This is a genomic window from Rathayibacter sp. PhB127, from assembly GCF_003751665.1.
Classification (GTDB): Bacteria; Actinomycetota; Actinomycetes; order Actinomycetales; family Microbacteriaceae; genus Rathayibacter; species Rathayibacter festucae.
In genome coordinates this window covers 462982-485196 of the sequence record NZ_RKHW01000001.1, presented here as the reverse complement: position 1 = coordinate 485196, position 22215 = coordinate 462982, and the positions used below count along the sequence as shown (strand labels likewise).

Below are 22215 nucleotides of genomic sequence, written 5' to 3'. Positions count from 1 at the left end.
GGGGCGAGCGGAGCGTCTCCGCCACGTCGCACCCTACGGGCTCCCTCAGGGGTGTTCCCGACTACTTGCCGTGCTGCTCCGCGACGAGCGAGACGACCTCGTCGTACTTGGGGCTGTTCATGAAGTTGTCGACGGAGACGTGGATCGCGCCCGGCGTGCGCTGGCGCGCCCGCTCGGTCAGCTCGGCCTGGGTGATGACCAGGTCGACGTCGTCCTCGAGGGCCGCGATCGCCTTGTTGGTGACCGTGACGTCCTCGAAGCCCGCCTTCTTCATCTTGTTGCGCAGGACGGAGGCGCCCATGGCGGACGATCCCATTCCGGCGTCGCAGGCGAAGACGATGTTGCGGACCTGGGTGGCGGTGGCGGTCGCCGAGGCACCGTCCTGGTTGGAGGCGCCGCTCGCGTTGAGGAGCGAGCCGACGGCGCTCTCCTTGCCCTTGTTCGACGAGTTGGCGGCGACGGCGGCGGCGAGCTTGTCGTCACCGGCGGCCATCGCGTCGAGGTCGCGCTTGCGGCTGCCGCGGATGATGAACGACGCGACGACGAACGACACGGCCATCGAGAGCAGGACCGAGAGGATCACGCCGAGGTAGCTGTCCCGCGAGGTCTGCAGGAGCACCGCGATGATCGATCCCGGCGACGCCGGGGCGACGAGGCCGGAGTCGAACGCGACGTTGGTCGCGACACCGGTCATGCCGCCGAGGATGACGGCCGCGACGAGCGCGGGCTTCATCAGCACGTAGGGGAAGTAGATCTCGTGGATGCCGCCGACGAAGTGGATCAGCGCGGCGCCGGGAGCGGAGCCGCGGGCGATGCCCACACCGAAGATCGCGAAGGCGAGCAGCACGCCCATGCCGGGGCCGGGGTTGGCCTCGAGCAGGAACAGGTACGACTTGCCCTGCTCCTGCGCCATGACGGTGCCGAGCGGGGTGAGGACGCCCTGGTTGATGGCGTTGTTGAGGAACAGGATCTTCGCCGGCTCGATGAAGATCGAGGTCAGCGGCAGCAGGCCCGCGTTCACCAGGAGGTCGACGCCGTCGCCGAGGATCTTGGTGAGGAACGAGATGATCGGCGCGATGCCGAAGAACGCGCCCAGCGAGAGGAGCATGCCGAGGATTCCGGCGGAGAAGTTGTTGACCAGCATCTCGAAGCCGGGCTTGATCTTGCCGTCCCAGATCGAGTCGACCTTCTTCATCAGCCACGCGGCGAGCGGGCCGATGATCATGGCGCCGAGGAACATCGGGATGGTGGCGCCGACGATGACGCCCATGGTGGCGATCGAGGCGACCACGCCACCGCGCTGGCCGTAGACCATGCGGCCACCGGTGTTCGCGATGAGCAGCGGGAGCAGGTAGGTGATCATCGGGGCGACGAGACCGACGTACTGCTGGAAGGTCGCGCCGTCCTCACCGGCGGCGAGCTGGGTGCGGGCACCCTCCCAGCCGATCTGGGCCGCGTCGCCGAAGCCGCCGAGGATGCCGTTGGGCAGCCAACCCGCGGCGATGAAGAGCGAGGTGATGAGACCCCACGCGATGAAGGCCGCGATGTTCGGCATGACCATCCCCGAGAGGAAGGTGCCGAATCGCTGGACGTGGACGCGCGTACCTCCGCGCGTCGACGTCGCTGACGTCGTTGTCATGTGGTGTGTTCTCCGATTCTGAGGGTGGGAGATCCGGTCGCTCCTGAGGCGGACCGGGCTCCCGCGGGGCGGGACGAGACGGGGTGGTGCAGGGGTGGTGCGGGGTGGTGCTGCGGAGGATCGTGCGCATGCGGGCCGCGCGATCCCCGGGATCAGGAGGCGGCGATCGCCTCGGTGACGGCGGACCGGGCGTCCGCCGCGCTGTCGGCCGCGAGGGCGAGCTCGGCGTAGCGCCTCGCGTCCTCGAGGGTGTGCTCGGCCAGCTCGGCGCGGACGTCGGCGAGAGCCGACGGCGACATCGAGAGGGTCGTCGCGCCGAGGCCCACGAGGACCACGGCGAGCAGCGGATCCGCGGCGGCCTCGCCGCAGATGCCGACGGGCTTGCCCAGTGCGGCGCCCGCGCGGCCGACCTCGCCGACGAGGCGGAGGACGGCGGGGTGCCACGGGTCCTGGAAGGCGGACACGGTGCCGAGCATCCGGTCCGCTGCCAGGGTGTACTGGGTCAGGTCGTTGGTGCCGATGGAGGCGAAGTCGGCGACTCCGAGGATCCGGTCGGCGAGCAGGGCGGAGGAGGGGACCTCCACCATCACGCCGGCGGTGCGGATCCCGAGCTCCTTGGCCATGGAGGTGAAGTAGCGGGTCTCGTCGACCGTCGCGACCATCGGCGCCATGACCCAGAGGTCGGCGTCGGTCGCGGCGTCGGCCTGGGCGAGCGCGGTGAGCTGGTCGCGGAGGATCTGCTCGCTCGCGCGCAGGGCGCGGAGGCCGCGGAGGCCGAGCGCCGGGTTCTCCTCGTGGTTGTCGTTGAGGAAGGCGAGCGGCTTGTCGGCGCCGGCGTCGAGCGCGCGCACCACGACCTTGCGGCCGGGGAAGGCGGCGAGGAGGCGGGTGTACTGCTCGGCCTGCTCGGCGACGGTCGGGGCCTCCTTCGCGTCGAGGAAGAGGAACTCGGTGCGGAACAGGCCCACGCCCTCCGCGCCGAGCTCGACGGCGTTCTCGGCGCCGTCGGCGGAGCCGAGGTTCGCCAGCAGCGGCACGGCATGACCGTCGGCGAGGGCGCCGGGGACGACGGGGGCGGCGAGCATCTCGGCGCGCTCCGCGATCGAGGACTTCGCGTCGCCGATCTCGACGTCGGACGGGTTCACCGTCACGACGCCGGAGGAGGCGTCGAGGATGACGAGCTGGCCGTCGCGCAGGTCGAGCGCGCCGGTGGTGCCGACGATGGCGGTGATCGACTTCTCGCGGGCGAGGATCGCCGTGTGCGAGGTCGGGCCGCCGTCGCTGGTGATCAGGCCGAGGACCTTCTCGAGGTCGAGCAGCGCGGTGTCGGCCGGCGCGAGGTCGCGGGCGACGAGCACGAACGGCTCGTCCGACTCCGGGACGCCGGGCGCCGGGACGCCGCGCAGGTGGGCCACGACCCGCTGCGAGACGTCGTCGAGGTCGGTCGCGCGCTCGGCCATGTAGCCGCCCATCGCGACCAGCAGGTCGCGGAAGCCGGCGAACGCCTCGTGCACCGCGCGCTCGGCGGTCTTGCCCGCGGCGAGGCGGGTCTTGACGTCGTCCGCGAGCGAGGGGTCCTCCGCCATCAGCGCCTGGGCGTCGAGGACGTCCTTCGCCGAGCCGCCGGCGCGCTCACCGCGGTGGCGGATGGTCGCTGCCGTCGCCGACAGCGAGGCGACCGCGCGCTCCTCCTCCTGGGCGACGGAGCGGGTGCTGGCGGTGTCCTCGGGCTCGGGGAGCGGGTCGGGCATGCGCAGCACCGGCCCGAGGGCCAGGCCGCGGCCGACTCCGGTGCCCTGGAGCTTCGCGGAGGCGTAGGCGGTGGAAGGAGTGGACAGCGTCATGGGTTCCCGGTTCCTGTCGTGCGTCTCGTCGGTGAGAGGGCGGTGGGGCGAGGGGTCTTATGCGTCGTGGTCGGTGGAGAGGAACTCCGCGAGCTCGTCGAGGATCGCCTGCTCGTTGTCACCCTCGACCGAGAGGGTCAGCGAGTCGCCGTGCTCGATGCCGAGCGAGATGATGCCGAGGATCGAGGCCGCGTTCACCGCGGTGCCCTCGCCCTTCTTCACCAGGACCTTCTGACCCGACTTCGCCGCGGCCTGGCTGAAGAGCGAGGCGGGGCGGGCGTGGAGGCCCTTCGACGATGCAACCTGCACGGTGCGCTCGACCATGAACGTTTCTCCTTGATCCTGCAGTCGGAACTGCGTCAGTGGTTCCCGGCGCCGGGCGCGAGGCCCGGGGCGGGAGGTGGGGCGTCCCCGTCCGATCCTGCGACGACCGCGCGAGCGGCGAAGAGGACGGGAAGGGTGTCGAGCACGGCATCGGCACCGTGCGCCCCGAAGACGTCGTGCGGGAGGAGTGCTGCCGCGGCGCCGACGTGCACCGCGCGCTGGCGGAGCTCGTCGAACTGCGGCTCGAGGTGCGGTCCGACCAGGAGGACGTCCGCCTGGGGCAGAGCGTCCGCGAGACCGGGAAGGGTCTCGGATCGGAACACGGCATCGATGCCGCGCTGCTTCGCGCCCGCTCGCAGCCGGTGGGCCAGGAACGTGCTCGACGCGCCTGCACCGCAGACGATCAGGATCGTGCGCACCTCGTTCGCCTCCTCGCGTCCGGGTCTTGCCTCATCCAAGCATCTCGGGGGCCGCGCGTCCGCCCCCCGCAGACAATCTTCCGCGGGGGCGGAAGAGCGCTCCCGGCGGCTTCGGCGCGGGTCCGACCGCGCCGAGCCGGAGATGGTTGACTGGAAGACCGATGCCTGACAACCGCGAACGACTGCTGGAGTACCTCTCCCGCGCCGACGGCTGGGTGACCGCGCACGAGCTGGCCGACCGGCTCGGGGTCACCACCCGGAGCGTCCGCAGCTACGTGACGGCGGTGAAGGCCCAGGCGGCTCCGCTCGAGCCCGTGGAGTCGTCGGCGAACGGCTACCGGCTCGCCCGCGACGCGTACACGGCGTTCCTCGAGACCCGGCTGCTCCGCGACGACGAGCCGGACACCCCGCGCGACCGGCTGTACAGCATCGTCCGGCGCCTGGTCGACTCCGACGACGGACTCGACGTCGCGGCGCTCGCGGAGACGCTCTCCGTCAGCGAGTCGACGATCGACGCCGATCTGCGCCGGGTGAAGGCGCTGGCGGACGAGTCCGGCCTGGCCCTCGTGCGCCGCGGCCCTTCCGTTCGTCTCGAGGGCAGCGAGGAGGCCCGGCGCCGGCTGATCTCGCGGATGTTCCGCGACGAGAGCGCGCAGGGCGTCTTCACGCTCGACGACGTGCAGCGCGAGTTCGCCTCCCCCGGTCTCGGCGCGTTCAAGACCGAACTGCTGGCCGAGCTCGAGACCCGCGGCTACTACATCAACGACTACGGCGTGAACAGCGTGCTGCTGCACATCGCGATCGCCGTCGACCGCATCTCCCGGGGCATCGGCGACCCGTCGGGCTCGCGCCCCTCCCCCGCGGTGCACGGCGAGCTCGCCGCGCTGCTCGCCGAGCTCGTCGAGCGCCACTTCGCCACGCGGCTCACCGACGCCGAGCTCGCCCAGCTGGCGATCCTGATGACCACGCGGGTGGCGACGCCGGGTCAGAACGAGCCCGTCGCCGCCGTCGTCGAGAACTACCTCGATCCGGAGGACGTCGCCGTCGTCCGCGAGCTCGTCGCCGATGTGAACGAGGCCTATCTCGTGGATCTGGACGACGAGGGCTTCATCGTCCGCCTCGCGTTGCACGTGCGGAACCTCGTCGCGCGGGCGGCCGAGGGCGGCTACTCGCGGAACCCGCTCACCCGCTCGATCAAGACCAGCTTCCCGATGACCTACGAGATCGCGGTGTTCCTCGCGAGCGGACTGCAGCGGCTGCGCGGGATCACCGTCAACGAGGACGAGATCGCCTACATCGCCCTGCACGTCGGCTCCTTCCTCGAGCGGGTGTCCCGGCGCGAGGAGCGGCTCTCCTGCGTCATCGTCTGCCCCAACTACTACGACCTCGCGCACATGCTGCGGCTGCGGGTCGAGCGCTCGCTCGGCACCGAGGTGGAGGTCCGCTCGCTGATCACCCGGAGCGACGTCGACTGGGACCGCCTGACCGCGGATCTGGTGATCACCACGATCGACGAGCGGCCCGCCTCCGAGGACGTCGTCGTGGTGCAGCCGTTCCTCACCGACCACGACGTGGACGCCGTGCGCCGTGCGATCGCCCGGGTGCGCCGGCACCGGCGCCGCGCGCGGATCAAGGACGAGCTGCTGCAGTTCTTCGACGAGTCGCTCTTCTTCCGGAACGTGCACGCGCGCGACGAAGCCGCGATGATCCGGCTGCTCGGCGAGCGGATGATCGCCGGCGGCATCATCGACGAGGACTACGTCGACGGGGCGATCGAGCGCGAGCGGATGAGCTCGACCGCCTTTACCGACAACCTCGCCGTCCCGCACGCGATGGCGATGAGCGCGCGCCGGACCGCGATCGCCATCGTCGTGAACGACGTGCCGATGGCGTGGGGCGAGCAGCGGGTGAACGTGATCGCGATGATCGCCTTCGCCTCCGCCGGCCGCAGCAGCTTCCAGTCCGTCTTCGACCAGTTCGTCGAGGTCTTCGCCGACCGCGCGGAGGTGCAGCGCCTGATCCGCCGCTCCGCGGACTTCGGCGGCTTCATCGAGGAGCTGGTCAGGGTGATCGACAGCTGACACGGGTCTCGATACGCCGCTCCGCGGCTACTCGACCAGCATTTCCCTCCATGCTGATCGAGTAGCCCGCGGAGCGGGCGTATCGAGATCCACCAGCGTCGGAAGACGAGTCTGCAGACCGCCCTGCTGGGGACGGCGGGTCTCGATACACCCCTGCGGGGCTACTCGACCAGCATGTGTCGGCCGTCCCCTCCGGAAGCAACGCACCCGCACACCCCTGCTGATCGAGTAGCCCGCGCGCCCATGCTGATCGAGTAGCCCGCGCAGCGGGCGTATCGAGATCCGCCCCCGCAAGCAGGCCGGGTCTCCATGCGCCCCTGCACGGTGTACGGCACCCGATCCGCCGCTCCGCGGAACCCGATCTGCGCGTGCCCCTGTCCCTGGCGGGGGTGTGCGGTCAGACTCGGCAGGGGGCGCCCCCGATCGCTGCGACGAAGGAGCATCCCATGTCTGTCGATCCCGAGGTCTACCGTTCCGCTCTGGACCGATCGTCCGCCGCCGCGATGCGCTGGATCGAGTCCCTTCCGAGTCGGCCGATACCGCCGTCCAGGACCGTCGAGCAGATGGCTGAGGCGTTCGGCGGGGCGTTGCAGGAGAGCCCGCTCGAGCCCACCGCCGTGGTGGAGGAGCTCGCGACGATCGCCGAGCCCGGCTTGATGGCGATGCCCTCCGGGCGCTTCTTCGGCTGGGTGATCGGCGGCACCCTGCCCGCCGCACTCGGCGCGGACTGGCTGGTCAGCGCCTGGGATCAGAACGCCGCCATGCGCTACGCCTCGCCGGCCACCGCCGCTGTCGAGCAGGTCGCCGGGGAGTGGCTGCTCACGGCGCTCGGGCTCCCGGCGACGGCGGACGTCGGGTTCACCACCGGGGCGACGATGGCGAACTTCGTGGGGCTGGCCGCCGCCCGCGCCTCCGCTCTGGACCGGGTCGGCTGGGACGTGAACGCCGACGGCCTGCAGGGAGCACCGCGGCTCACCGTGCTCGCCGGAGCGGAGCGGCACACCTCCGTCGATCTCGCCCTGCGCTACCTGGGGCTCGGGTCGCCCGGCCTCGTCGACACCGACGACCAGGGCTGCCTCCTCGTCGCTGCGCTCCGCACCGCACTGGAGCGGGCGGACGGCCCCGTGATCGTGTGCCTCCAGGCCGGGAACCTGCACTCCGGCGCCTTCGATCCGATGGCCGACGCCATCGCCGTCGCGCACGAGTACGGCGCGTGGGTCCACGTCGACGGCGCCTTCGGCCTGTGGGCGGGAGCCAGCCCCGCGCTCCGTCCGCTGCTGCGCGGGATCGAGACGGCGGACTCCTGGGCGACGGACGCGCACAAGACGCTCAACGTCCCGTACGACTGCGGAGTCGCCGTCGTGGCGCGGGGCGGGGCCGCCGGCGCGGCACTGGGGACCCGCACGGCCTACCTGATCCGCGCCGACGGCGACGAGTCGGACCCCATGGACCTGACGCCGGAGATGTCCCGCCGTGCGCGCGGTGTCCCGGTGTGGGCTGCCCTGCGCCAGCTGGGCCGGACCGGCCTCGTCTCCCTGGTCGACGGACTGGTCGCCACCGCGCGGGATCTGGCGGATCAGCTCTCGGCGATCCCGGGTGTCAGCGTGCTGAACGAGGTCGTCTTCACTCAGGTCTGCCTTGCCTTCGAGCCCGACGAACGGACCCGGGAGGTGACCCGCCGGCTGATCGAGGACGGGACCGTCTGGATGTCCGGCTCCCACTGGCGGGGTCGGGACGTGCTGCGGATCTCGGTGAGCAACTGGTCGACCAATGCGACCGACGTCGCCACGAGCGTCGCCGCCGTCCGCGCGGCGGCCGGCGCTCCCCCGGTGTGACCTCGCCGAGGCACGGCCGGACGCCGGAGCGTCTCAGGCGATCGGGGTCGGCACGATCCCGTACGGCGCCAGGCCCGCGGCGCCGCCGTCGGCGAGCGTCATCACCCAGATGCCGTCGCGGTGGACCGCGACGGAGTGCTCCCAGTGCGCCGACATGCTGCCGTCGATGGTCGCCACCGTCCAGTCGTCCTCGCGGACGACCGTCTCGGCGCTGCCCGCGGTGACCATCGGCTCGATGGCGACGACGAGGCCGGGCTTCACCTCCGGGCCGCGCTGGCGCACCCGGTAGTTGAACACCGGCGGCGCCTCGTGCATCGTCCGGCCGATGCCGTGGCCGATGTAGTCGGTGAGGATGCCGTAGACGGCGCCGGAGGCCTCCGCCTCGTCCTCGATGTACTCCTCGATCGCCGCGCCCACCTCGTTGAGGTGCCGCGCGGACGCCAGAGCTGCGATGCCCCGCCAGAGCGAGCCCTCGGTGACGCGGGACAGCGCCTCGCGACGCGCGACCTCGTCGGGGCGCTCGGCGTCGGGCAGGACGATCGTCATGGCGGAGTCGCCGTTCCAGCCGTCGATCTCGGCGCCGCTGTCGATGGAGACGATGTCGCCGGGCTCGAGGACGCGGCCGCCGGGGATCCCGTGCACGACCTCCTCGTTCACCGAGGCGCAGATCGTGTGCCGGTAGCCCGGCACGAGCTGGAAGTTCGAGTGCCCGCCGAGCGCGACGATCGCAGCCTCGGCGATCGCGTCGAGCTCGAGCGTGCTGACGCCGGGTCGCACGGCGGCACGGACAGCGTCGAGAGACGCGGCGGTCGCCAGCCCGGGCGCGATCATCGATCGCAGCTGGGCCGGCGTCTTGTAGAGGGAGGAGCGCAGCGCCACGGGTCAGGCGGCCGGCGAGTCGCCGACGAGACGACCGACGCGGTGGCCCTCGAGGGCGACGACGATGCGCTCGGTGACCTCGTCGACCGGGCCGAGGCCGTCGACGACGATGACGAGCCCGCGCGCGGCGTAGATGTCGATCAGCGGCGCGGTCTGCTCCTCGTAGAGGGCGAGACGGTGCCGGATGACCTCCTCGGTGTCGTCGCTGCGGCCCTGCTCCGCGGAGCGCTTGAGCAGACGTGCGACGACCTCGTCGGGATCGGCGGTCAGCTGCACGACCGCGTCGAGCCGGTTGCCGTCGGCCGCGACGATGCGGTCGAGCTCGTCGACCTGCTCCGTGGTGCGCGGGTAGCCGTCGAGGAGGAAGCCCGTCGAGACGTCGGCCTCCTGCAGCCGGTCGTGCACGATCGCGTTGGTGAGCTCGTCGGGCACGTAGCGGCCTGCGTCGAGGTAGGACTTGGCCTGCAGGCCGAGCTCGGTCTCGTTGGCGACGTTGGCGCGGAAGATGTCTCCGGTCGAGATCGCGGGGACCTTCAGGACCTCGCTGAGCCGAGCGGCCTGAGTCCCCTTGCCGGCGCCCGGAGGGCCGATCAGCAGCAGACGGAAGCCGACCGGGGTCGAGGTCATCGGAGGAGCCCTTCGTAGTGGCGCTGCTGCAGCTGGGAGTCGATCTGCTTCACCGTCTCGAGTCCGACTCCGACGATGATCAGGATGGACGTGCCGCCGAACGGGAAGTTCTGGTTGGCGCCGACGAGCGCGAGCGCCACGAGGGGCACGAGCGCGATCAGACCGAGGTAGACCGAGCCGGGCAGCGTCACCCGGGTCAGCACGTAGTTCAGGTACTCGGCGGTCGGACGGCCGGCGCGGATGCCGGGGATGAAGCCGCCGTAGCGCTTCATGTTGTCGGCGACCTCGTCGGGGTTGAAGGTGATCGCGACGTAGAAGTAGGTGAAGCCGACGATCAGCAGGAAGTACAGCGCCATGTAGAGCGGGTGATCGCCCTTGGTGAGGTAGTTCGTGATCCAGGTCACCCAGAACGGCGCCTCCTGGCCGGCCGCCGGCTGGTTGAACTGCGCGATGAGCGCGGGCAGGTACAGCAGCGACGAGGCGAAGATGACGGGCACGACGCCGGCCATGTTGACCTTGATCGGGATGTACGTGTTGTTCCCGCCGTACGTCCTGCGCCCGACCATCCGCTTGGCGTACTGCACGGGGATCCGCCGCTGCGACTGCTCGACGAAGACGACCGCGACGACGAGCACGAGCCCGACCGCGAGGACGAGGAGGAAGGTCTCGAAGCCGCGCGACTGCGCGATCGACCAGAGCGAGGTGGGGAACTGGGCGGCGATCGAGGTGAAGATCAGGAGCGACATGCCGTTGCCGATGCCGCGCTCGGTGATGAGCTCGCCCATCCACATGATGATGCCGGTGCCCGCGGTCATGGTGATGACCATGAGCAGGATGGAGTACCACTCGTCGGTGATGATGAGCGCCGAGCACTCCGGGACGCCGGAGTTGCCGAACAGCGCGCCCGAGCGGGCGACGGTGATGAGGGTGGTCGACTGCAGGACGCCCAGCGCGATCGTGAGATAGCGGGTGTACTGCGTCAGACGGCCCTGGCCCGACTGACCCTCCTTGTAGAGGGTCTCGAAGTGCGGGATGACCACGCGCAGCAGCTGCACGATGATCGACGCCGTGATGTACGGCATGATGCCGAGCGCGAAGATCGACAGCTGGAGCAGAGCTCCACCGCTGAAGAGGTTCACGAGCTCGTAGAGACCCGAGGTGCCCTGGTTGCCGGCGAGGCAGGCCTGGACGGCCTCGAAGTCGACGAACGGAGCGGGGATGAAGGATCCCAGCCGGAAGATCGCCACGATCGCGAGGGTGAAGCCGATCTTGCGGCGGAGGTCGGGGGTGCGGAAGATCCGCGCTACGGCGCCAAACATCTACCTAGGGTCTCCTGCTCAGTTCTTGGTGCGGGATACAGGTCGAGCTTGCCACGCGCTCTCCAGGGGCGAGGTGCCCGTGGGGAGTCGTCGTGGCAAGCCCGACCGACAAGCTGCTGGTGCTACTTGATGGATCCGCCCGCGGCGACGATCTTCTGCTCGGCAGAGCTGGAGACCTTGTCGACCGCGACGTTCAGCGTAACCGCAATGTCCCCGTCGCCGAGAACCTTGACCTTCTCGTTCTTGCGGACGGCACCCTTCGCGACCAGGTCGCTGATGGTGACGTCGCCGCCCTGAGGGTAGAGCTCCGCGAGAGCGGACAGGTTCACGACCTGGTACTCGACGCGGAACGGGTTCTTGAAGCCGCGGAGCTTCGGGGTGCGCATGTGCAGCGGCATCTGCCCACCCTCGAAGCCGACGCGCACCTGGTAGCGGGCCTTGGTGCCCTTGGTGCCGCGACCGGCGGTCTTTCCCTTGGATCCCTCACCGCGGCCGACGCGAGTCTTCGCCTTCTTGGCGCCCACTGCGGGTCGGAGGTGGTGGACCTTGAGCACGTGCTCCTTGGTCGAGGCCTGCGCGGGAGTCGTGGACTCCGCGACGGCCTGGTTCTTCTCAGCCATTAGTCAATCTCCTCGACCTTCACCAGGTGGGCGACGGTCTTCACGTATCCGCGGTTCTGAGAGTTGTCCTCGCGGACGACGCTCTGACCGATCTTCCTGAGGCCGAGCGAGCGCAGCGTGTCGCGCTGGTACTGCTTCTCGCTGACCTTCGACTTGATCTGGGTCACCTTGAGCTGGGCCATCAGGCACCTGCCTTCGACTTGGACGCGGCGGCGAGGGCGTCGGCCTCGGCACGGACGAGCCGGGGCGGCGCGACCTGGTCGAAGTCGAGCCCGCGACGAGCGGCGACGGCGCGCGGCTCCTCGAGCTGCTGCAGGGCCGTCACCGTCGCGTGGACGATGTTGATGGTGTTCGACGAGCCGAGCGACTTGCTCAGGACGTCGTGGATGCCGGCGCACTCGAGCACGGCGCGGACGGGACCGCCGGCGATGACACCGGTACCCGACGACGCGGGGCGCAGGAGCACGACACCGGCAGCGGCCTCACCCTGGACGGGGTGCGGGATGGTCGAGCCGACGCGCGGGACGCGGAAGAAGTTCTTCTTCGCCTCCTCGACGCCCTTGGAGATGGCGGTGGGGACCTCGCGGGCCTTGCCGTAGCCGACTCCGACGAGCCCGTTGCCGTCGCCGACGACGACGAGCGCGGTGAAGCTGAAGCGACGACCGCCCTTGACGACCTTCGACACGCGGTTGATGGTCACGACGCGCTCGAGGAACTGGCTCTTCTCGGAGTCGCGGCCACCGCGGTCGCGGCCACCCTGGTTGCGGTCACGGCCGCCACGACGGGGCTCGCGAGCCTCCTGCTGGGGCTGCGTGGACGCAGCGGTCTCGACGGGGGCCTCCGACACGGCGGCGACCTCGGGTTCCTTGCTCTCTGCGGCGGTCACAGGTTGAGCCCTGCCTCTCGTGCTCCATCGGCGATCGCGGCGACGCGACCGGCGTACTTGTTGCCTCCGCGGTCGAAGACGACCGCCTCGACTCCTGCGGTCTTCGCGCGCTCGGCGAGAAGCTCGCCGACCCGGCGGGCCTTGGCGGTCTTGTCACCGTCGAACACGCGGAGGTCGGCCTCGAGGGTCGACGCGGACGCGAGGGTGCGGCCCAGCGAGTCGTCGACGATCTGCACGAAGACGTGACGGGCCGATCGGTTGACGACGAGACGGGGGCGCTCGGCGGAGCCGACGACCTTCTTGCGCAGACGGTCGTGACGACGACCGCGCGCAGCGGACTTGCTCTTTCCTCTGGTTCCGAGTCCCATGATCACTTACCGCTCTTTCCGGCCTTGCGGCGAACGACCTCGCCGGCGTAGCGCACGCCCTTGCCCTTGTAGGGCTCGGGCTTGCGGATCTTACGAATGTTGGCGGCCACTTCACCGACGGCCTGCTTCGAGATGCCGTGCACGGTGACCTTGTTGTTGCCCTCGACCGTGAACGAGATGCCCGCGGGAGGGGTGACGACGACCGGGTGCGAGAAGCCGAGGGCGAACTCGATGTCCGAGCCCTTCACCAGCACGCGGTAACCGGTTCCGACGACCTCGAGGCCCTTGGAGTAGCCCTGCGTGACACCGATGATGTCGTTCGCGATGAGCGTCCGGGTGAGGCCGTGGAGCGAGCGCGACTCGCGCTCGTCGTCGGGGCGGGAGACCAGGACCTGGCCGCCTTCGACGGCGACCTGGATGGGGCTGGCGACCGGGACGGTCAGCTCGCCCTTGGGGCCCTTGACGGTGACGAGGGATCCGGCGACGGAGACGTCGACGCCCGCCGGGATCTCGATGGGGAGTCTTCCGATTCGCGACATGGGGTTACCACACGTAGGCGAGGATCTCCCCACCCACGCCCTTCTTCTCGGCCTGACGGTCGGTCAGCAGACCGCTCGACGTGGACAGGATGGCGACGCCGAGGCCACCGAGGACGGTGGGGATCTCGGTCGACTTCGCGTAGACGCGCAGGCCGGGCTTCGAGACGCGCTTGATGCCGGCGATGGAGCGCTCGCGGTTCGGTCCGTACTTGAGGGAGATGGAGAGCGTCGTGCCGACGCGCGCCTCCTCGACCTTCCAGTCGGAGATGTAGCCCTCGCGCTTGAGGATCTCGGCGATGTTCGCCTTGAGCTTCGAGCCGGGGAGGGCGATGGAGTCGTGGTGCGCGGAGTTCGCGTTGCGGATTCTGGTCAGCAGATCTGCGACCGGATCAGTCATGGTCATGGCTGATGGTGCCTTTCTCGCCTGGTTTCGGCACCCTTTACAAGAGTGACGACCTGTGGTGTGGGACGGCGCCGACGACGTCGACGCCCATGCGGCCGCGCGAGCGCAGGCCAACGAGCCATGGTACACGGCTGAGGGCCGGCGGTCGAGGGCCGACGGCCGATCCTCCCGGGAGAGGACCGGAGCTCTGAGAGTGCTTCCGCGCCGCGGGGCGGGCGGGTGCACAGCGAGGCCGGAGGGCGGGTGATCCGCCCTCCGGCCTCGGGGGTCGTGCTACGCGTTGTCCGCCGACTTGAACGGGAAGCCGAGCTGCTTGAGCAGCGCGCGACCCTCGTCGTCGGTCTTCGCGGTGGTGACCACGGTCACGTCGAAGCCGCGGACGCGGTCGATGCGGTCCTGGTCGATCTCGTGGAAGATCGACTGCTCCGTGATGCCGAAGGTGTAGTTGCCGTTGCCGTCGAACTGGCGGTCCGAGAGACCGCGGAAGTCGCGGATGCGCGGCAGCGCCACCGAGAGCAGGCGGTCCAGGAACTCCCACGCGCGGTCACCGCGGAGGGTGACGTGTGCGCCGATGGCCTGGCCCTCGCGCAGCTTGAACTGCGCGATGGACTTGCGGGCCTTCGTGACCTGGGGCTTCTGGCCCGTGATCGCGGTGAGGTCCTTGATGGCGCCGTCGATGATCTTGCCGTCGCGGGCAGCCTCGCCGACTCCGGTGTTCACGACCACCTTGACCAGGCCGGGGACCTGGTGGATGTTCGAGAAGCCGAACTGCTCCTTGAGAGCGGGGATGATGTCGGCCTGGTACTTGGCCTTGAGCCGCGGCTGAACCTTCGCAGCCACTGCGGTGGTGTCAGTCATTACAGTTCCTCACCCGACGCCTTCGCGTAGCGAACGCGAACCGTCTTGGTCACGCCGTCCTTGGTGACGGCCACGTTGCGGTGGCCGACCCGGGTCGGCTTCTTGGTCTTCGGGTCGACGACCGCGACGTTCGAGATGTGGAGGGGGGCCTCGATGGTCTCGATGCCGCCCTCCTTCGAGCCGCGCTGCGACTGGCCGACGCGGTTGTGCTTCTTGACGAAGTTCACACCCTCGACGACGACGCGGTTCTTCTCGACCAGGACCTCGAGAACCTTGCCCTGCTTGCCGCGGTCTCCGCCGCGGGCCTGGGTCGCGCCCGAGATGACCTGCACGAGGTCACCCTTCTTGATCTTGGCCATGACTAGATAACCTCCGGTGCCAGCGAGACGATCTTCATGAACTTCTTGTCGCGGAGCTCGCGACCGACCGGACCGAAGATGCGGGTGCCGCGGGGGTCCCCGTCGTTCTTCAGGATCACGGCGGCGTTCTCGTCGAACTTGATGTACGAGCCGTCGGGGCGACGGGTCTGCTTGATGGTGCGGACGATGACGGCCTTGACCACATCGCCCTTCTTGACGTTTCCGCCGGGGATCGCGTCCTTGACGGTCGCGACGATGACGTCACCGAGGCCGGCGTAGCGGCGGCCGGAGCCACCGAGCACGCGGATGGTGAGGAGCATCTTGGCGCCGGTGTTGTCGGCGACCTTGACTCGGGATTCTTGCTGAAGCATGTGTCTCTCCTGCTAACTCAAGCGGGCCGGGGCCTACTTGGCCTTCTCGAGGATCTCGACCAGGCGCCAGCGCTTGGTGGCGCTGAGGGGACGGGTCTCGCTGATGACGACGGAGTCGCCGATGCCGGCGGAGTTCAGCTCGTCGTGGACCTTGACCTTGGACGTGCGGCGGATGACCTTGCCGTACAGCGGGTGCTTCACCCGGTCCTCGACCTCGACGACGATGGTCTTGTCCATCTTGTCGCTGGTCACGTAGCCGCGACGGGTCTTGCGGTAACCGCGAGCGCCCGCCTCCTTGATGTCGTGGGCGGCCGACTCGTGGCCGGCGCTGTCAGTGACGGTTGCCATTACTTGGCCTCCTCGTTCGACTCGGTCGCCGCGACCTCGGCCTTGGCGGCCTTCTTGGTCTTCGGCTTCTTCTCCGCCTTGGCCGGAGCCTCGACGGGGGCGGGGGTGGCGCGGATGCCCAGCTCGCGCTCACGGATGACCGTGTAGATGCGGGCGATGTCGCGCTTGACGGCACGCAGGCGGCCGTTGGTGTCCAGCTGGCCGGTGGCCGACTGGAAGCGGAGGTTGAACAGCTCCTCCTTGGCCTTCTTCAGCTCCGTGACGAGACGCTCGTCCTCGAAGGTGTCGAGCTCGGTGGGAACGAGCTCCTTGGATCCGATCGCCATTATGCGTCTCCCTCCTCGCGCTTGATGATGCGTGCCTTGAGGGGCAGCTTGTGGATGGCACGGGTCATGGCCTCACGAGCGAGCTGCTCGTCGACGCCGGCGACCTCGAAGAGGACGCGACCCGGCTTGACGTTCGCGACCCACCACTCCGGCGAGCCCTTGCCGGAACCCATGCGGGTCTCGGCGGGCTTCTTGGTCAGCGGGCGGTCGGGGTAGATGTTGATCCACACCTTTCCGCCGCGCTTGATGTGGCGCGTCATGGCGATACGAGCGGACTCGATCTGACGGTTGGTCACGTAGGCCGGGGTGAGGGCCTGGATGCCGTACTCACCGAACGACACCTTGGTGCCACCGGTGGCCTGGCCGGAACGGCCCGGGTGGTGCTGCTTGCGGTGCTTGACTCGACGCGGAATCAACATGGTTATGCCTCAACTCCTGCTGCGACGGGCGCCTCGCTCTGCTGGCGGGGGGCGCGACGCGGACGGTCGCTGCGCTCGGGGCGCGACGACTTGCTGTTCGCCTGCTCCCGAGCGAGCTCCTTGTTGGTGATGTCGCCCTTGTAGATCCAGACCTTCACGCCGATGCGGCCGAAGGTGGTCTTCGCCTCGTAGAAGCCGTAGTCGATGTTCGCGCGGAGGGTGTGCAGCGGCACGCGTCCCTCGCGGTAGAACTCCGAGCGGCTCATCTCGGCGCCGCCGAGGCGGCCGGAGACCTGGATGCGGACGCCCTTGGCGCCGGCGCGCTGCGCGCCCTGCAGACCCTTGCGCATCGCGCGGCGGAAGGCCACGCGGGCGGAGAGCTGCTCGGCGATGCCCTGCGCGACCAGCTGAGCCTCGGCCTCGGGGTTCTTCACCTCGAGGATGTTCAGCTGGATCTGCTTGGCGGTGAGCTTCTCGAGGTCGGCGCGGATGCGCTCGGCCTCGGCGCCGCGGCGACCGATCACGATGCCCGGGCGGGCGGTGTGGATGTCGACGCGGACGCGGTCGCGGGTGCGCTCGATCTCGATGCGGGCGACGCCCGCGCGGTCGAGCTGCGTGGCGAGGAGCCGGCGGATCTTGACGTCCTCAGCGAGGAAGTCGCTGTACCGCTGGCCCTTCTTGGTGCTGTCGGAGAACCAGCGCGACACGTGGTCGGTGGTGATTCCCAGACGGAAACCGTAGGGGTTTACTTTCTGACCCATTACTTGGTCCCCTCCTCAGGAGTGGCCAGCACGACGGTGATGTGGCTGGTGCGCTTGTTGATGCGGAAGGCACGACCCTGAGCACGGGGCTGGAATCGCTTGAGGGTGGTTCCCTCATCGACGAAGGCGCGGGACACGAACAGGTCCTGGTCGTCGAGGTACTCGTTCGAGGCATCGGCCTTGACGCGAGCGTTGGCCATCGCCGAGGCGACGAGCTTGTAGACGGGCTCGGACGCACCCTGCGGGGCGAACTTGAGGATGGCCAGGGCCTCCTCCGCCTGCTTCCCGCGGATCAGGTTCACGACACGGCGAGCCTTCTGGGGGGTGACGCGGATGTGTCGCACGCGTGCGATCGACTCCACCATTTCTCTCCTCCTTCTCGTCGCCGCGTCAGCGGCGACGGCCCTTCTTGTCGTCCTTCTCGTGACCGCGGAAGGTCCGAGTGGGGGCGAACTCGCCGAGCTTGTGGCCGACCATGGTCTCGGTCACGAACACGGGGATGTGCTTGCGACCGTCGTGGACCGCGATGGTGTGACCCAGCATCGCCGGGATGATCATCGAGCGGCGCGACCAGGTCTTGATGACGTTCTTGTTGCCGGCTTCGTTGGCCGTGAACACCTTGCGGAGCAGGTGGTCGTCAACGAAGGGGCCCTTCTTGAGACTGCGAGGCATCTTCTACAACTCCTACTTGCGCTTCTTACCGGCGGTGCGGCGGCGAACGATGAGCTTGTCGCTCTCCTTGTTGGGGCGACGGGTGCGTCCCTCGGACTGGCCCCAGGGGCTGACCGGGTGGCGACCACCGGAGGTCTTGCCCTCTCCACCACCGTGGGGGTGGTCGACCGGGTTCATCGCGACACCGCGGACGGTCGGGCGGACGCCCTTCCAGCGCATGCGGCCGGCCTTGCCCCAGTTGATGTTCGACTGCTCGGCGTTGCCGACCTCGCCGATCGTGGCGCGGCAGCGCGCATCGACGTTGCGGATCTCGCCCGAGGGCAGGCGGAGCTGCGCGTAGGGGCCGTCCTTGGCGACGAGGCGGACCGAGGTGCCGGCCGAGCGGGCGAGCTTGGCGCCGCCACCCGGCTTGATCTCGATGGCGTGGATGACCGTACCGGTCGGGATGTTGCGCAGCGGCAGGTTGTTGCCGGGCTTGATGTCGGCACCCGAGCCCGACTCCACGACGTCGCCCTGCGAGAGCTTGTTCGGAGCCAGGATGTAGCGCTTGGTGCCGTCCACGAAGTGGAGCAGCGCGATGCGCGCGGTGCGGTTGGGGTCGTACTCGATGTGAGCGACCTTGGCGTTGATGCCGTCCTTGTCGTTCCGACGGAAGTCGATCAGACGGTACTGGCGCTTGTGGCCACCACCGATGTGACGCGTCGTGATGCGACCGGAGTTGTTGCGGCCACCGGTCTTGGACAGCGGGCGAAGGAGCGACTTCTCGGGCGTCGATCGGGTGATCTCGGCGAAGTCGGCAACGCTGGAGCCGCGGCGACCGGGGGTCGTGGGCTTGTACTTACGAATAGCCATTGTCTGTTTCCTCTACGCTTCTTCGGCTCAGCCGACGCTCGTGAAGATGTCGATGGAGCCGGACTTCAGCGTGACGATCGCGCGCTTGGTGTCCTTGCGCTTGCCGGTTCCGAACTTCGTGCGGCGGGTCTTGCCCTGACGGTTCAGCGTGTTGATCGACGCGACCTGGACACCGAAGATCTTCTCGATGGCGAGCTTGATCTCGGTCTTGTTGGAGCGCGGGTCGACGACGAAGGTGTACTTGCCCTCGTCGATCAGGCCGTAGGACTTCTCCGAGACCACCGGCGAGATGATGACGTCGCGGGGGTCCTTGTTGAACGCGGCGGACTGGCTCATGCGTTCACCTCTTCCTTCTTGGCGCCGGACTTCGAGGCGACGAACGCGTCGAGTGCGGCCTTCGTGAAGACGATGTCGTCGGAGACGAGCACGTCGTACGCGTTGAGCTGGTCGGACGGCAGGATGTGCACGAACGGCACGTTGCGGAGCGAGAGCTCGGCGATGAAGTCGTCGCGCTCGAGGACCACGAGGACGTTGCGCGACACCGAGAGGGCGTCGAGCAGGACGAGGACGTCCTTCGTCTTCGGGGTCTCGCCGAGGGCGAGGGACTCGACCACGTGCACGCGCGAGCCGCGGGCGCGGTCCGAGAGAGCACCGAGCAGAGCCGCGGCGATCATCTTCTTGGGGGTGCGCTGCGCGTAGCTGCGGGGGGTCGGTCCGTGGACCACGCCACCACCGGTCATGTGCGGGGCGCGGATCGAGCCCTGACGAGCGCGACCGGTTCCCTTCTGCTTGAACGGCTTGCGGCCGGCTCCCGAGACCTCGCCACGGTTCTTCGTGGAGTGGGTGCCCTGGCGCGCCGCGGCGAGCTGCGCCACGACGACCTGGTGGATCAGGGGGATGTTGGTCTGGACGTCGAAGAGCTCGGCGGGGAGCTCGAACGCGCCCGACTTGTTGCCCTGGACGTCGATGATGTCGACAGAGGTAGCCATGGAACTACGCTCCCTTCACGGCGTTGCGAACGAACACGAGGCGACCGCGCGCACCGGGGACGGCGCCCTTGACGAGCAGCAGACCCTTCTCGGCGTCGACGGAGTGCACCTTGAGGTTGAGCACGGTGACGCGCTCGCCACCCATGCGACCGGCCATGCGCATGCCCTTGAAGACACGGCTGGGGGTCGAGGAGGCGCCGATGGAGCCGGGCTTGCGGTGGTTGCGGTGCGAACCGTGCGAAGCCGAGACGCCCTTGAAGTTGTGACGCTTCATGACACCGGCGAAGCCCTTGCCCTTGGAGGTGCCGACGACGTCGACCTTGGTGCCGGCTTCGAAGACGGCGTCCACGGTCAGCTCCTGGCCGGCCGAGTAGTCGGCGGCGTCGGAGGTGCGGACCTCGGTGAGGTGGCGGCGGGGGGTGACGCCCGCGGCGTCGAAGTGACCGGCGGCGGGCTTGTTCACCTTGCGCGGGTCGATCGCACCGGCGGCGAGCTGGACGGCGGTGTAGCCGTCCTTCTCCTCCGTGCGGACCTGGGTCACGACGTTGGGGCTGATCTCGATGACCGTGACGGGGACGAGCTTGTTGTTCTCGTCCCAGACCTGGGTCATGCCGAGCTTCGTGCCGAGGAGGCCCTTGCTGGTCTTCAGCGTGGGGGAAACAGTGACAGACATGGTGGCACTCCTCCTTAGAGCTTGATCTCGATGTTGACGTCGGCCGGGAGGTCGAGGCGCATCAGCGAGTCGACGGCCTTGGGCGTCGGGTCGATGATGTCGATGAGGCGCTTGTGGGTGCGCATCTCGAAGTGCTCGCGGCTGTCCTTGTACTTGTGGGGAGAACGGATCACGCAGACCACGTTCTTCTCGGTCGGAAGCGGCACGGGGCCGACGACCGTTGCACCGGCACGGGTCACCGTGTCGACGATCTTGCGCGCCGACGTGTCGATGACCTCGTGGTCGTACGACTTCAGTCGGATGCGGATCTTCTGTCCCGCCATGTGTGATCTCTCACTCTCTTGTTATTGCGTCGTACGCCACTCCCCCGGCCGGAGCCGGGCTCGTGTCGCATAGGACGCGCTCGCGAAGGAACATCCGGAGAACCGGAGGAAGTGCACCAGTGTTCTTCTGTCAAAAGCACCGCGCTCGAGGCGCTCTGAGAGCCGTGCAGAACGCACGACGCACGGAGAGCCCGTTGAGTTGTCGGTTGTTGTCGTTCTGCTACCCGCCGCCTCGACGTCGCACTCGCGGGGCCGCCCTCTCGGGTCGAGCCGCTGGGGCGCCGTCTCGGCACTGCCTGGCAGTGTTCCACCCCCTCGCAGCACGCTGCGCGGGCGGAAATTTTGAACTAGAAGAGTCTCTCACGGATCCAGCACCCGTGCAACCCGGGCGTGTCGCGGCGCGGAGGTCGGTGGCCGCGGACGTCCGCCCGCGGAATCCCGGGGCTCAACGGGTCCGGCCGACGCGGGCCGCTCACTCGAAGAGCAGAGCGCGCAACGTCGTCTCGGCCGAGCCGGGCCGGGACGGATCGATCGTCTCGCCCGCCCGGAAGTGATCGAGCACCCGGGGGTCGACGTAGCTCGCGCGAGCCACGGTCGGCGTGTTCCCGAGCACCTCCGACGCGTCCTTCATCGCCTGCGAGATCGCCCTCGTGCGCAGCCGCTGGGTGGGCTGCGGTCCCGCCTTCGCGAGACTCAGCGCGGCGGCGACGGTGCCGTGCAGGGTGCGGAAGTCCTTCGCCGTGAAGTCGTCGCCGGCGCGCTCGCGCACGTAGTCGTTGATGTCGGCCGCGGAGACCGGGCGCCAGACGCGGCCGTCCTTCCAGGCCAGGAGCCGGGCGTTCGGGCCGCGGCGCTTCAGCGCCCGGACCACGCGGGCCAGGTCGTGATCGAGGATCTCGCTCGTCCAGGCCTGGTGGCTCTTGCCCGGGAAGGCGAGTGCGACGCGGTCGCCGTGCGTCGTCGCGTGTGAGCAGAGCAGCGTCGTGAGGCCGATGCTGCCGTGCTCCTTCGCGTACTGCTCGCTGCCGACCCGCAGCGAGCCGGTGTCGAGCATCCGGAAGCCGGTCGCCAGCGCGCGCTCGCGGGTGGGCCCTTCGTCGCGCAGGGCGATCGTCACCCGGCGTCGGGCGCCGGGGAGGGCCTCCGCGAGCCGGAGCGCCCGGTCGAACTTGATCCGGTCCTTCTGCTCGCGCCAGGTCGGATGGTAGATGTACTGCCGGCGGCCGGCGCCGTCGACGCCCGTGGCCTGGATGTGCCCGTTGGGGTACGGCGCGATCCAGACCTCCTGCCAGGCCGGCGGGATGCCGAGGTGGTCGAAGCGGGCCCGCAGCTCGGGGTCCGTGACCGTGGCGCCCTTGGGGTCGCGGTAGCTGAAGCCGGTACCGGAGCGGACCCGGCTGTAGCCGCGACCGCTCGAGTCGGTCCGGCGGAGTCGTTGAGTGGGCGGATCGGCCATCGACCCGACGATAGGGCGGGGGCTC

Annotated in this window: 30 protein-coding genes; 2 read left to right on the top strand and 28 right to left on the bottom strand. The window is 69.2% G+C overall.

What is annotated here, in order from left to right:
- Positions 1-61: 61 nt before the first annotated feature.
- From EDF22_RS02385 to EDF22_RS02370, 4 genes are all read right to left on the bottom strand, one after another.
- A complete protein-coding gene (locus tag EDF22_RS02385) occupies positions 62-1639 on the bottom strand; it encodes a PTS mannitol transporter subunit IICB (protein WP_123702120.1) in 1578 nt (525 codons plus the stop codon).
- A gap of 152 nt (positions 1640-1791) precedes the next feature.
- Positions 1792-3390, bottom strand: coding sequence for a phosphoenolpyruvate--protein phosphotransferase (gene ptsP / locus EDF22_RS02380; RefSeq protein ID WP_243587258.1), 1599 nt, complete (start codon positions 3388-3390; stop codon positions 1792-1794).
- 150 nt (positions 3391-3540) lie between these two features.
- Positions 3541-3807, bottom strand: a complete 267-nt coding sequence (locus tag EDF22_RS02375; protein WP_123702116.1) for an HPr family phosphocarrier protein — start codon at positions 3805-3807, stop codon at positions 3541-3543.
- A 35-nt stretch (positions 3808-3842) separates the two neighbouring features.
- Entirely contained in the window at positions 3843-4226 is a 384-nt protein-coding gene (locus EDF22_RS02370) for a PTS sugar transporter subunit IIB (protein ID WP_159423403.1), read from the bottom strand.
- A 161-nt stretch (positions 4227-4387) separates the two neighbouring features.
- On the opposite strand from EDF22_RS02370, the gene EDF22_RS02365 reads away from it, so the two are divergent.
- Positions 4388-6307 carry a BglG family transcription antiterminator gene (locus EDF22_RS02365; protein WP_123702112.1) on the top strand — a complete coding sequence of 640 codons (1920 nt, stop codon included), beginning with the start codon at positions 4388-4390 and terminating at the stop codon, positions 6305-6307.
- 446 nt (positions 6308-6753) lie between these two features.
- Positions 6754-8142 carry a pyridoxal-dependent decarboxylase gene (locus EDF22_RS02360; RefSeq protein WP_123702110.1) on the top strand — a complete coding sequence of 463 codons (1389 nt, stop codon included), beginning with the start codon at positions 6754-6756 and terminating at the stop codon, positions 8140-8142.
- Between the two features lie 33 nt (positions 8143-8175).
- On the opposite strand, the gene map is transcribed toward EDF22_RS02360, so the two are convergent.
- From map to EDF22_RS02240, 24 genes are all read right to left on the bottom strand, one after another.
- Positions 8176-9021 (bottom strand): type I methionyl aminopeptidase, encoded by an 846-nt coding sequence (gene map, locus EDF22_RS02355; RefSeq protein WP_123702108.1) that lies wholly within the window; start codon positions 9019-9021, stop codon positions 8176-8178.
- Between the two features lie 3 nt (positions 9022-9024).
- The gene (locus EDF22_RS02350) at positions 9025-9648 is read right to left on the bottom strand and encodes an adenylate kinase (RefSeq protein ID WP_123445057.1); all 624 of its coding nucleotides are present in this window, start codon (positions 9646-9648) and stop codon (positions 9025-9027) included.
- Positions 9645-10967 carry a preprotein translocase subunit SecY gene (gene secY, locus EDF22_RS02345; protein WP_123445056.1) on the bottom strand — a complete coding sequence of 441 codons (1323 nt, stop codon included), beginning with the start codon at positions 10965-10967 and terminating at the stop codon, positions 9645-9647. Before secY ends, EDF22_RS02350 begins: the two co-directional genes overlap by 4 nt.
- 122 nt (positions 10968-11089) lie before the next feature.
- Positions 11090-11587: a 50S ribosomal protein L15 gene (gene rplO / locus EDF22_RS02340; protein ID WP_123445055.1), complete on the bottom strand. Its 498-nt coding sequence runs from the start codon at positions 11585-11587 to the stop codon at positions 11090-11092.
- The gene (rpmD, locus tag EDF22_RS02335; protein ID WP_173232138.1) at positions 11587-11769 is read right to left on the bottom strand and encodes a 50S ribosomal protein L30; all 183 of its coding nucleotides are present in this window, start codon (positions 11767-11769) and stop codon (positions 11587-11589) included. Before rpmD ends, rplO begins: the two co-directional genes overlap by 1 nt.
- A complete protein-coding gene (gene rpsE / locus EDF22_RS02330) occupies positions 11769-12473 on the bottom strand; it encodes a 30S ribosomal protein S5 (protein ID WP_123445054.1) in 705 nt (234 codons plus the stop codon). The genes rpmD and rpsE overlap by 1 nt, the downstream gene beginning before the upstream one ends.
- Entirely contained in the window at positions 12470-12841 is a 372-nt protein-coding gene (gene rplR / locus EDF22_RS02325; RefSeq protein WP_123445053.1) for a 50S ribosomal protein L18, read from the bottom strand. The genes rpsE and rplR overlap by 4 nt, the downstream gene beginning before the upstream one ends.
- A gap of 2 nt (positions 12842-12843) precedes the next feature.
- A complete protein-coding gene (gene rplF, locus EDF22_RS02320; protein ID WP_123445052.1) occupies positions 12844-13380 on the bottom strand; it encodes a 50S ribosomal protein L6 in 537 nt (178 codons plus the stop codon).
- Between the two features lie 4 nt (positions 13381-13384).
- Positions 13385-13783, bottom strand: coding sequence for a 30S ribosomal protein S8 (rpsH, locus tag EDF22_RS02315; protein ID WP_123445051.1), 399 nt, complete (start codon positions 13781-13783; stop codon positions 13385-13387).
- Between the two features lie 273 nt (positions 13784-14056).
- Positions 14057-14641: a 50S ribosomal protein L5 gene (gene rplE, locus EDF22_RS02310; protein ID WP_123445050.1), complete on the bottom strand. Its 585-nt coding sequence runs from the start codon at positions 14639-14641 to the stop codon at positions 14057-14059.
- On the bottom strand, positions 14641-15000 hold the full coding sequence (gene rplX, locus EDF22_RS02305) for a 50S ribosomal protein L24 (protein WP_123445049.1): 360 nt from the start codon (positions 14998-15000) through the stop codon (positions 14641-14643). The genes rplE and rplX overlap by 1 nt, the downstream gene beginning before the upstream one ends.
- 2 nt (positions 15001-15002) lie before the next feature.
- Positions 15003-15371: a 50S ribosomal protein L14 gene (gene rplN, locus EDF22_RS02300; protein WP_123445048.1), complete on the bottom strand. Its 369-nt coding sequence runs from the start codon at positions 15369-15371 to the stop codon at positions 15003-15005.
- A gap of 33 nt (positions 15372-15404) precedes the next feature.
- Positions 15405-15719 carry a 30S ribosomal protein S17 gene (gene rpsQ, locus EDF22_RS02295; RefSeq protein ID WP_123445047.1) on the bottom strand — a complete coding sequence of 105 codons (315 nt, stop codon included), beginning with the start codon at positions 15717-15719 and terminating at the stop codon, positions 15405-15407.
- Positions 15719-16045, bottom strand: coding sequence for a 50S ribosomal protein L29 (gene rpmC / locus EDF22_RS02290; protein WP_123445046.1), 327 nt, complete (start codon positions 16043-16045; stop codon positions 15719-15721). Before rpmC ends, rpsQ begins: the two co-directional genes overlap by 1 nt.
- The gene (gene rplP / locus EDF22_RS02285) at positions 16045-16464 is read right to left on the bottom strand and encodes a 50S ribosomal protein L16 (RefSeq protein WP_123445045.1); all 420 of its coding nucleotides are present in this window, start codon (positions 16462-16464) and stop codon (positions 16045-16047) included. Before rplP ends, rpmC begins: the two co-directional genes overlap by 1 nt.
- A 2-nt stretch (positions 16465-16466) precedes the next feature.
- On the bottom strand, positions 16467-17225 hold the full coding sequence (gene rpsC / locus EDF22_RS02280) for a 30S ribosomal protein S3 (RefSeq protein WP_056037327.1): 759 nt from the start codon (positions 17223-17225) through the stop codon (positions 16467-16469).
- Positions 17225-17590 carry a 50S ribosomal protein L22 gene (gene rplV, locus EDF22_RS02275; RefSeq protein WP_123445044.1) on the bottom strand — a complete coding sequence of 122 codons (366 nt, stop codon included), beginning with the start codon at positions 17588-17590 and terminating at the stop codon, positions 17225-17227. The genes rpsC and rplV overlap by 1 nt, the downstream gene beginning before the upstream one ends.
- 25 nt (positions 17591-17615) lie before the next feature.
- Positions 17616-17897 (bottom strand): 30S ribosomal protein S19, encoded by a 282-nt coding sequence (gene rpsS, locus EDF22_RS02270; RefSeq protein WP_055787078.1) that lies wholly within the window; start codon positions 17895-17897, stop codon positions 17616-17618.
- A 12-nt stretch (positions 17898-17909) separates the two neighbouring features.
- On the bottom strand, positions 17910-18749 hold the full coding sequence (rplB, locus tag EDF22_RS02265) for a 50S ribosomal protein L2 (protein WP_123445043.1): 840 nt from the start codon (positions 18747-18749) through the stop codon (positions 17910-17912).
- Between the two features lie 27 nt (positions 18750-18776).
- On the bottom strand, positions 18777-19085 hold the full coding sequence (gene rplW / locus EDF22_RS02260) for a 50S ribosomal protein L23 (RefSeq protein WP_123702106.1): 309 nt from the start codon (positions 19083-19085) through the stop codon (positions 18777-18779).
- Positions 19082-19738 (bottom strand): 50S ribosomal protein L4, encoded by a 657-nt coding sequence (gene rplD, locus EDF22_RS02255; RefSeq protein WP_123445041.1) that lies wholly within the window; start codon positions 19736-19738, stop codon positions 19082-19084. Before rplD ends, rplW begins: the two co-directional genes overlap by 4 nt.
- A gap of 4 nt (positions 19739-19742) precedes the next feature.
- Complete coding sequence (gene rplC, locus EDF22_RS02250; protein WP_104224566.1) at positions 19743-20411, bottom strand: 50S ribosomal protein L3; 669 nt, start codon at positions 20409-20411, stop codon at positions 19743-19745.
- A 14-nt stretch (positions 20412-20425) separates the two neighbouring features.
- The gene (rpsJ, locus tag EDF22_RS02245) at positions 20426-20734 is read right to left on the bottom strand and encodes a 30S ribosomal protein S10 (protein WP_005050520.1); all 309 of its coding nucleotides are present in this window, start codon (positions 20732-20734) and stop codon (positions 20426-20428) included.
- Between the two features lie 472 nt (positions 20735-21206).
- The gene (locus EDF22_RS02240) at positions 21207-22190 is read right to left on the bottom strand and encodes a DNA topoisomerase IB (RefSeq protein WP_123702104.1); all 984 of its coding nucleotides are present in this window, start codon (positions 22188-22190) and stop codon (positions 21207-21209) included.
- Positions 22191-22215 lie beyond the last annotated feature (25 nt).

What these genes read in the sequence shown, in the direction of transcription:
- EDF22_RS02385 (WP_123702120.1), bottom strand. Translation starts at nt 1,639, where the DNA reads ATGACAACGACGTCAGCGACGTCGACGCGCGGAGGTACGCGCGTCCAC.
- ptsP (WP_243587258.1), bottom strand. Translation starts at nt 3,390, where the DNA reads ATGCCCGACCCGCTCCCCGAGCCCGAGGACACCGCCAGCACCCGCTCC.
- EDF22_RS02375 (WP_123702116.1), bottom strand. Translation starts at nt 3,807, where the DNA reads ATGGTCGAGCGCACCGTGCAGGTTGCATCGTCGAAGGGCCTCCACGCC.
- EDF22_RS02365 (WP_123702112.1), top strand. Translation starts at nt 4,388, where the DNA reads ATGCCTGACAACCGCGAACGACTGCTGGAGTACCTCTCCCGCGCCGAC.
- EDF22_RS02360 (WP_123702110.1), top strand. Translation starts at nt 6,754, where the DNA reads ATGTCTGTCGATCCCGAGGTCTACCGTTCCGCTCTGGACCGATCGTCC.
- EDF22_RS02350 (WP_123445057.1), bottom strand. Translation starts at nt 9,648, where the DNA reads ATGACCTCGACCCCGGTCGGCTTCCGTCTGCTGCTGATCGGCCCTCCG.
- secY (WP_123445056.1), bottom strand. Translation starts at nt 10,967, where the DNA reads ATGTTTGGCGCCGTAGCGCGGATCTTCCGCACCCCCGACCTCCGCCGC.
- rplO (WP_123445055.1), bottom strand. Translation starts at nt 11,587, where the DNA reads ATGGCTGAGAAGAACCAGGCCGTCGCGGAGTCCACGACTCCCGCGCAG.
- rpmD (WP_173232138.1), bottom strand. Translation starts at nt 11,769, where the DNA reads ATGGCCCAGCTCAAGGTGACCCAGATCAAGTCGAAGGTCAGCGAGAAG.
- rplR (WP_123445053.1), bottom strand. Translation starts at nt 12,841, where the DNA reads ATGGGACTCGGAACCAGAGGAAAGAGCAAGTCCGCTGCGCGCGGTCGT.
- rplF (WP_123445052.1), bottom strand. Translation starts at nt 13,380, where the DNA reads ATGTCGCGAATCGGAAGACTCCCCATCGAGATCCCGGCGGGCGTCGAC.
- rpsH (WP_123445051.1), bottom strand. Translation starts at nt 13,783, where the DNA reads ATGACCATGACTGATCCGGTCGCAGATCTGCTGACCAGAATCCGCAAC.
- rplE (WP_123445050.1), bottom strand. Translation starts at nt 14,641, where the DNA reads ATGACTGACACCACCGCAGTGGCTGCGAAGGTTCAGCCGCGGCTCAAG.
- rplX (WP_123445049.1), bottom strand. Translation starts at nt 15,000, where the DNA reads ATGGCCAAGATCAAGAAGGGTGACCTCGTGCAGGTCATCTCGGGCGCG.
- rplN (WP_123445048.1), bottom strand. Translation starts at nt 15,371, where the DNA reads ATGCTTCAGCAAGAATCCCGAGTCAAGGTCGCCGACAACACCGGCGCC.
- rpsQ (WP_123445047.1), bottom strand. Translation starts at nt 15,719, where the DNA reads ATGGCAACCGTCACTGACAGCGCCGGCCACGAGTCGGCCGCCCACGAC.
- rpmC (WP_123445046.1), bottom strand. Translation starts at nt 16,045, where the DNA reads ATGGCGATCGGATCCAAGGAGCTCGTTCCCACCGAGCTCGACACCTTC.
- rplP (WP_123445045.1), bottom strand. Translation starts at nt 16,464, where the DNA reads ATGTTGATTCCGCGTCGAGTCAAGCACCGCAAGCAGCACCACCCGGGC.
- rpsC (WP_056037327.1), bottom strand. Translation starts at nt 17,225, where the DNA reads ATGGGTCAGAAAGTAAACCCCTACGGTTTCCGTCTGGGAATCACCACC.
- rplV (WP_123445044.1), bottom strand. Translation starts at nt 17,590, where the DNA reads ATGGTGGAGTCGATCGCACGCGTGCGACACATCCGCGTCACCCCCCAG.
- rpsS (WP_055787078.1), bottom strand. Translation starts at nt 17,897, where the DNA reads ATGCCTCGCAGTCTCAAGAAGGGCCCCTTCGTTGACGACCACCTGCTC.
- rplB (WP_123445043.1), bottom strand. Translation starts at nt 18,749, where the DNA reads ATGGCTATTCGTAAGTACAAGCCCACGACCCCCGGTCGCCGCGGCTCC.
- rplW (WP_123702106.1), bottom strand. Translation starts at nt 19,085, where the DNA reads ATGAGCCAGTCCGCCGCGTTCAACAAGGACCCCCGCGACGTCATCATC.
- rplD (WP_123445041.1), bottom strand. Translation starts at nt 19,738, where the DNA reads ATGGCTACCTCTGTCGACATCATCGACGTCCAGGGCAACAAGTCGGGC.
- rplC (WP_104224566.1), bottom strand. Translation starts at nt 20,411, where the DNA reads ATGTCTGTCACTGTTTCCCCCACGCTGAAGACCAGCAAGGGCCTCCTC.
- rpsJ (WP_005050520.1), bottom strand. Translation starts at nt 20,734, where the DNA reads ATGGCGGGACAGAAGATCCGCATCCGACTGAAGTCGTACGACCACGAG.
- EDF22_RS02240 (WP_123702104.1), bottom strand. Translation starts at nt 22,190, where the DNA reads ATGGCCGATCCGCCCACTCAACGACTCCGCCGGACCGACTCGAGCGGT.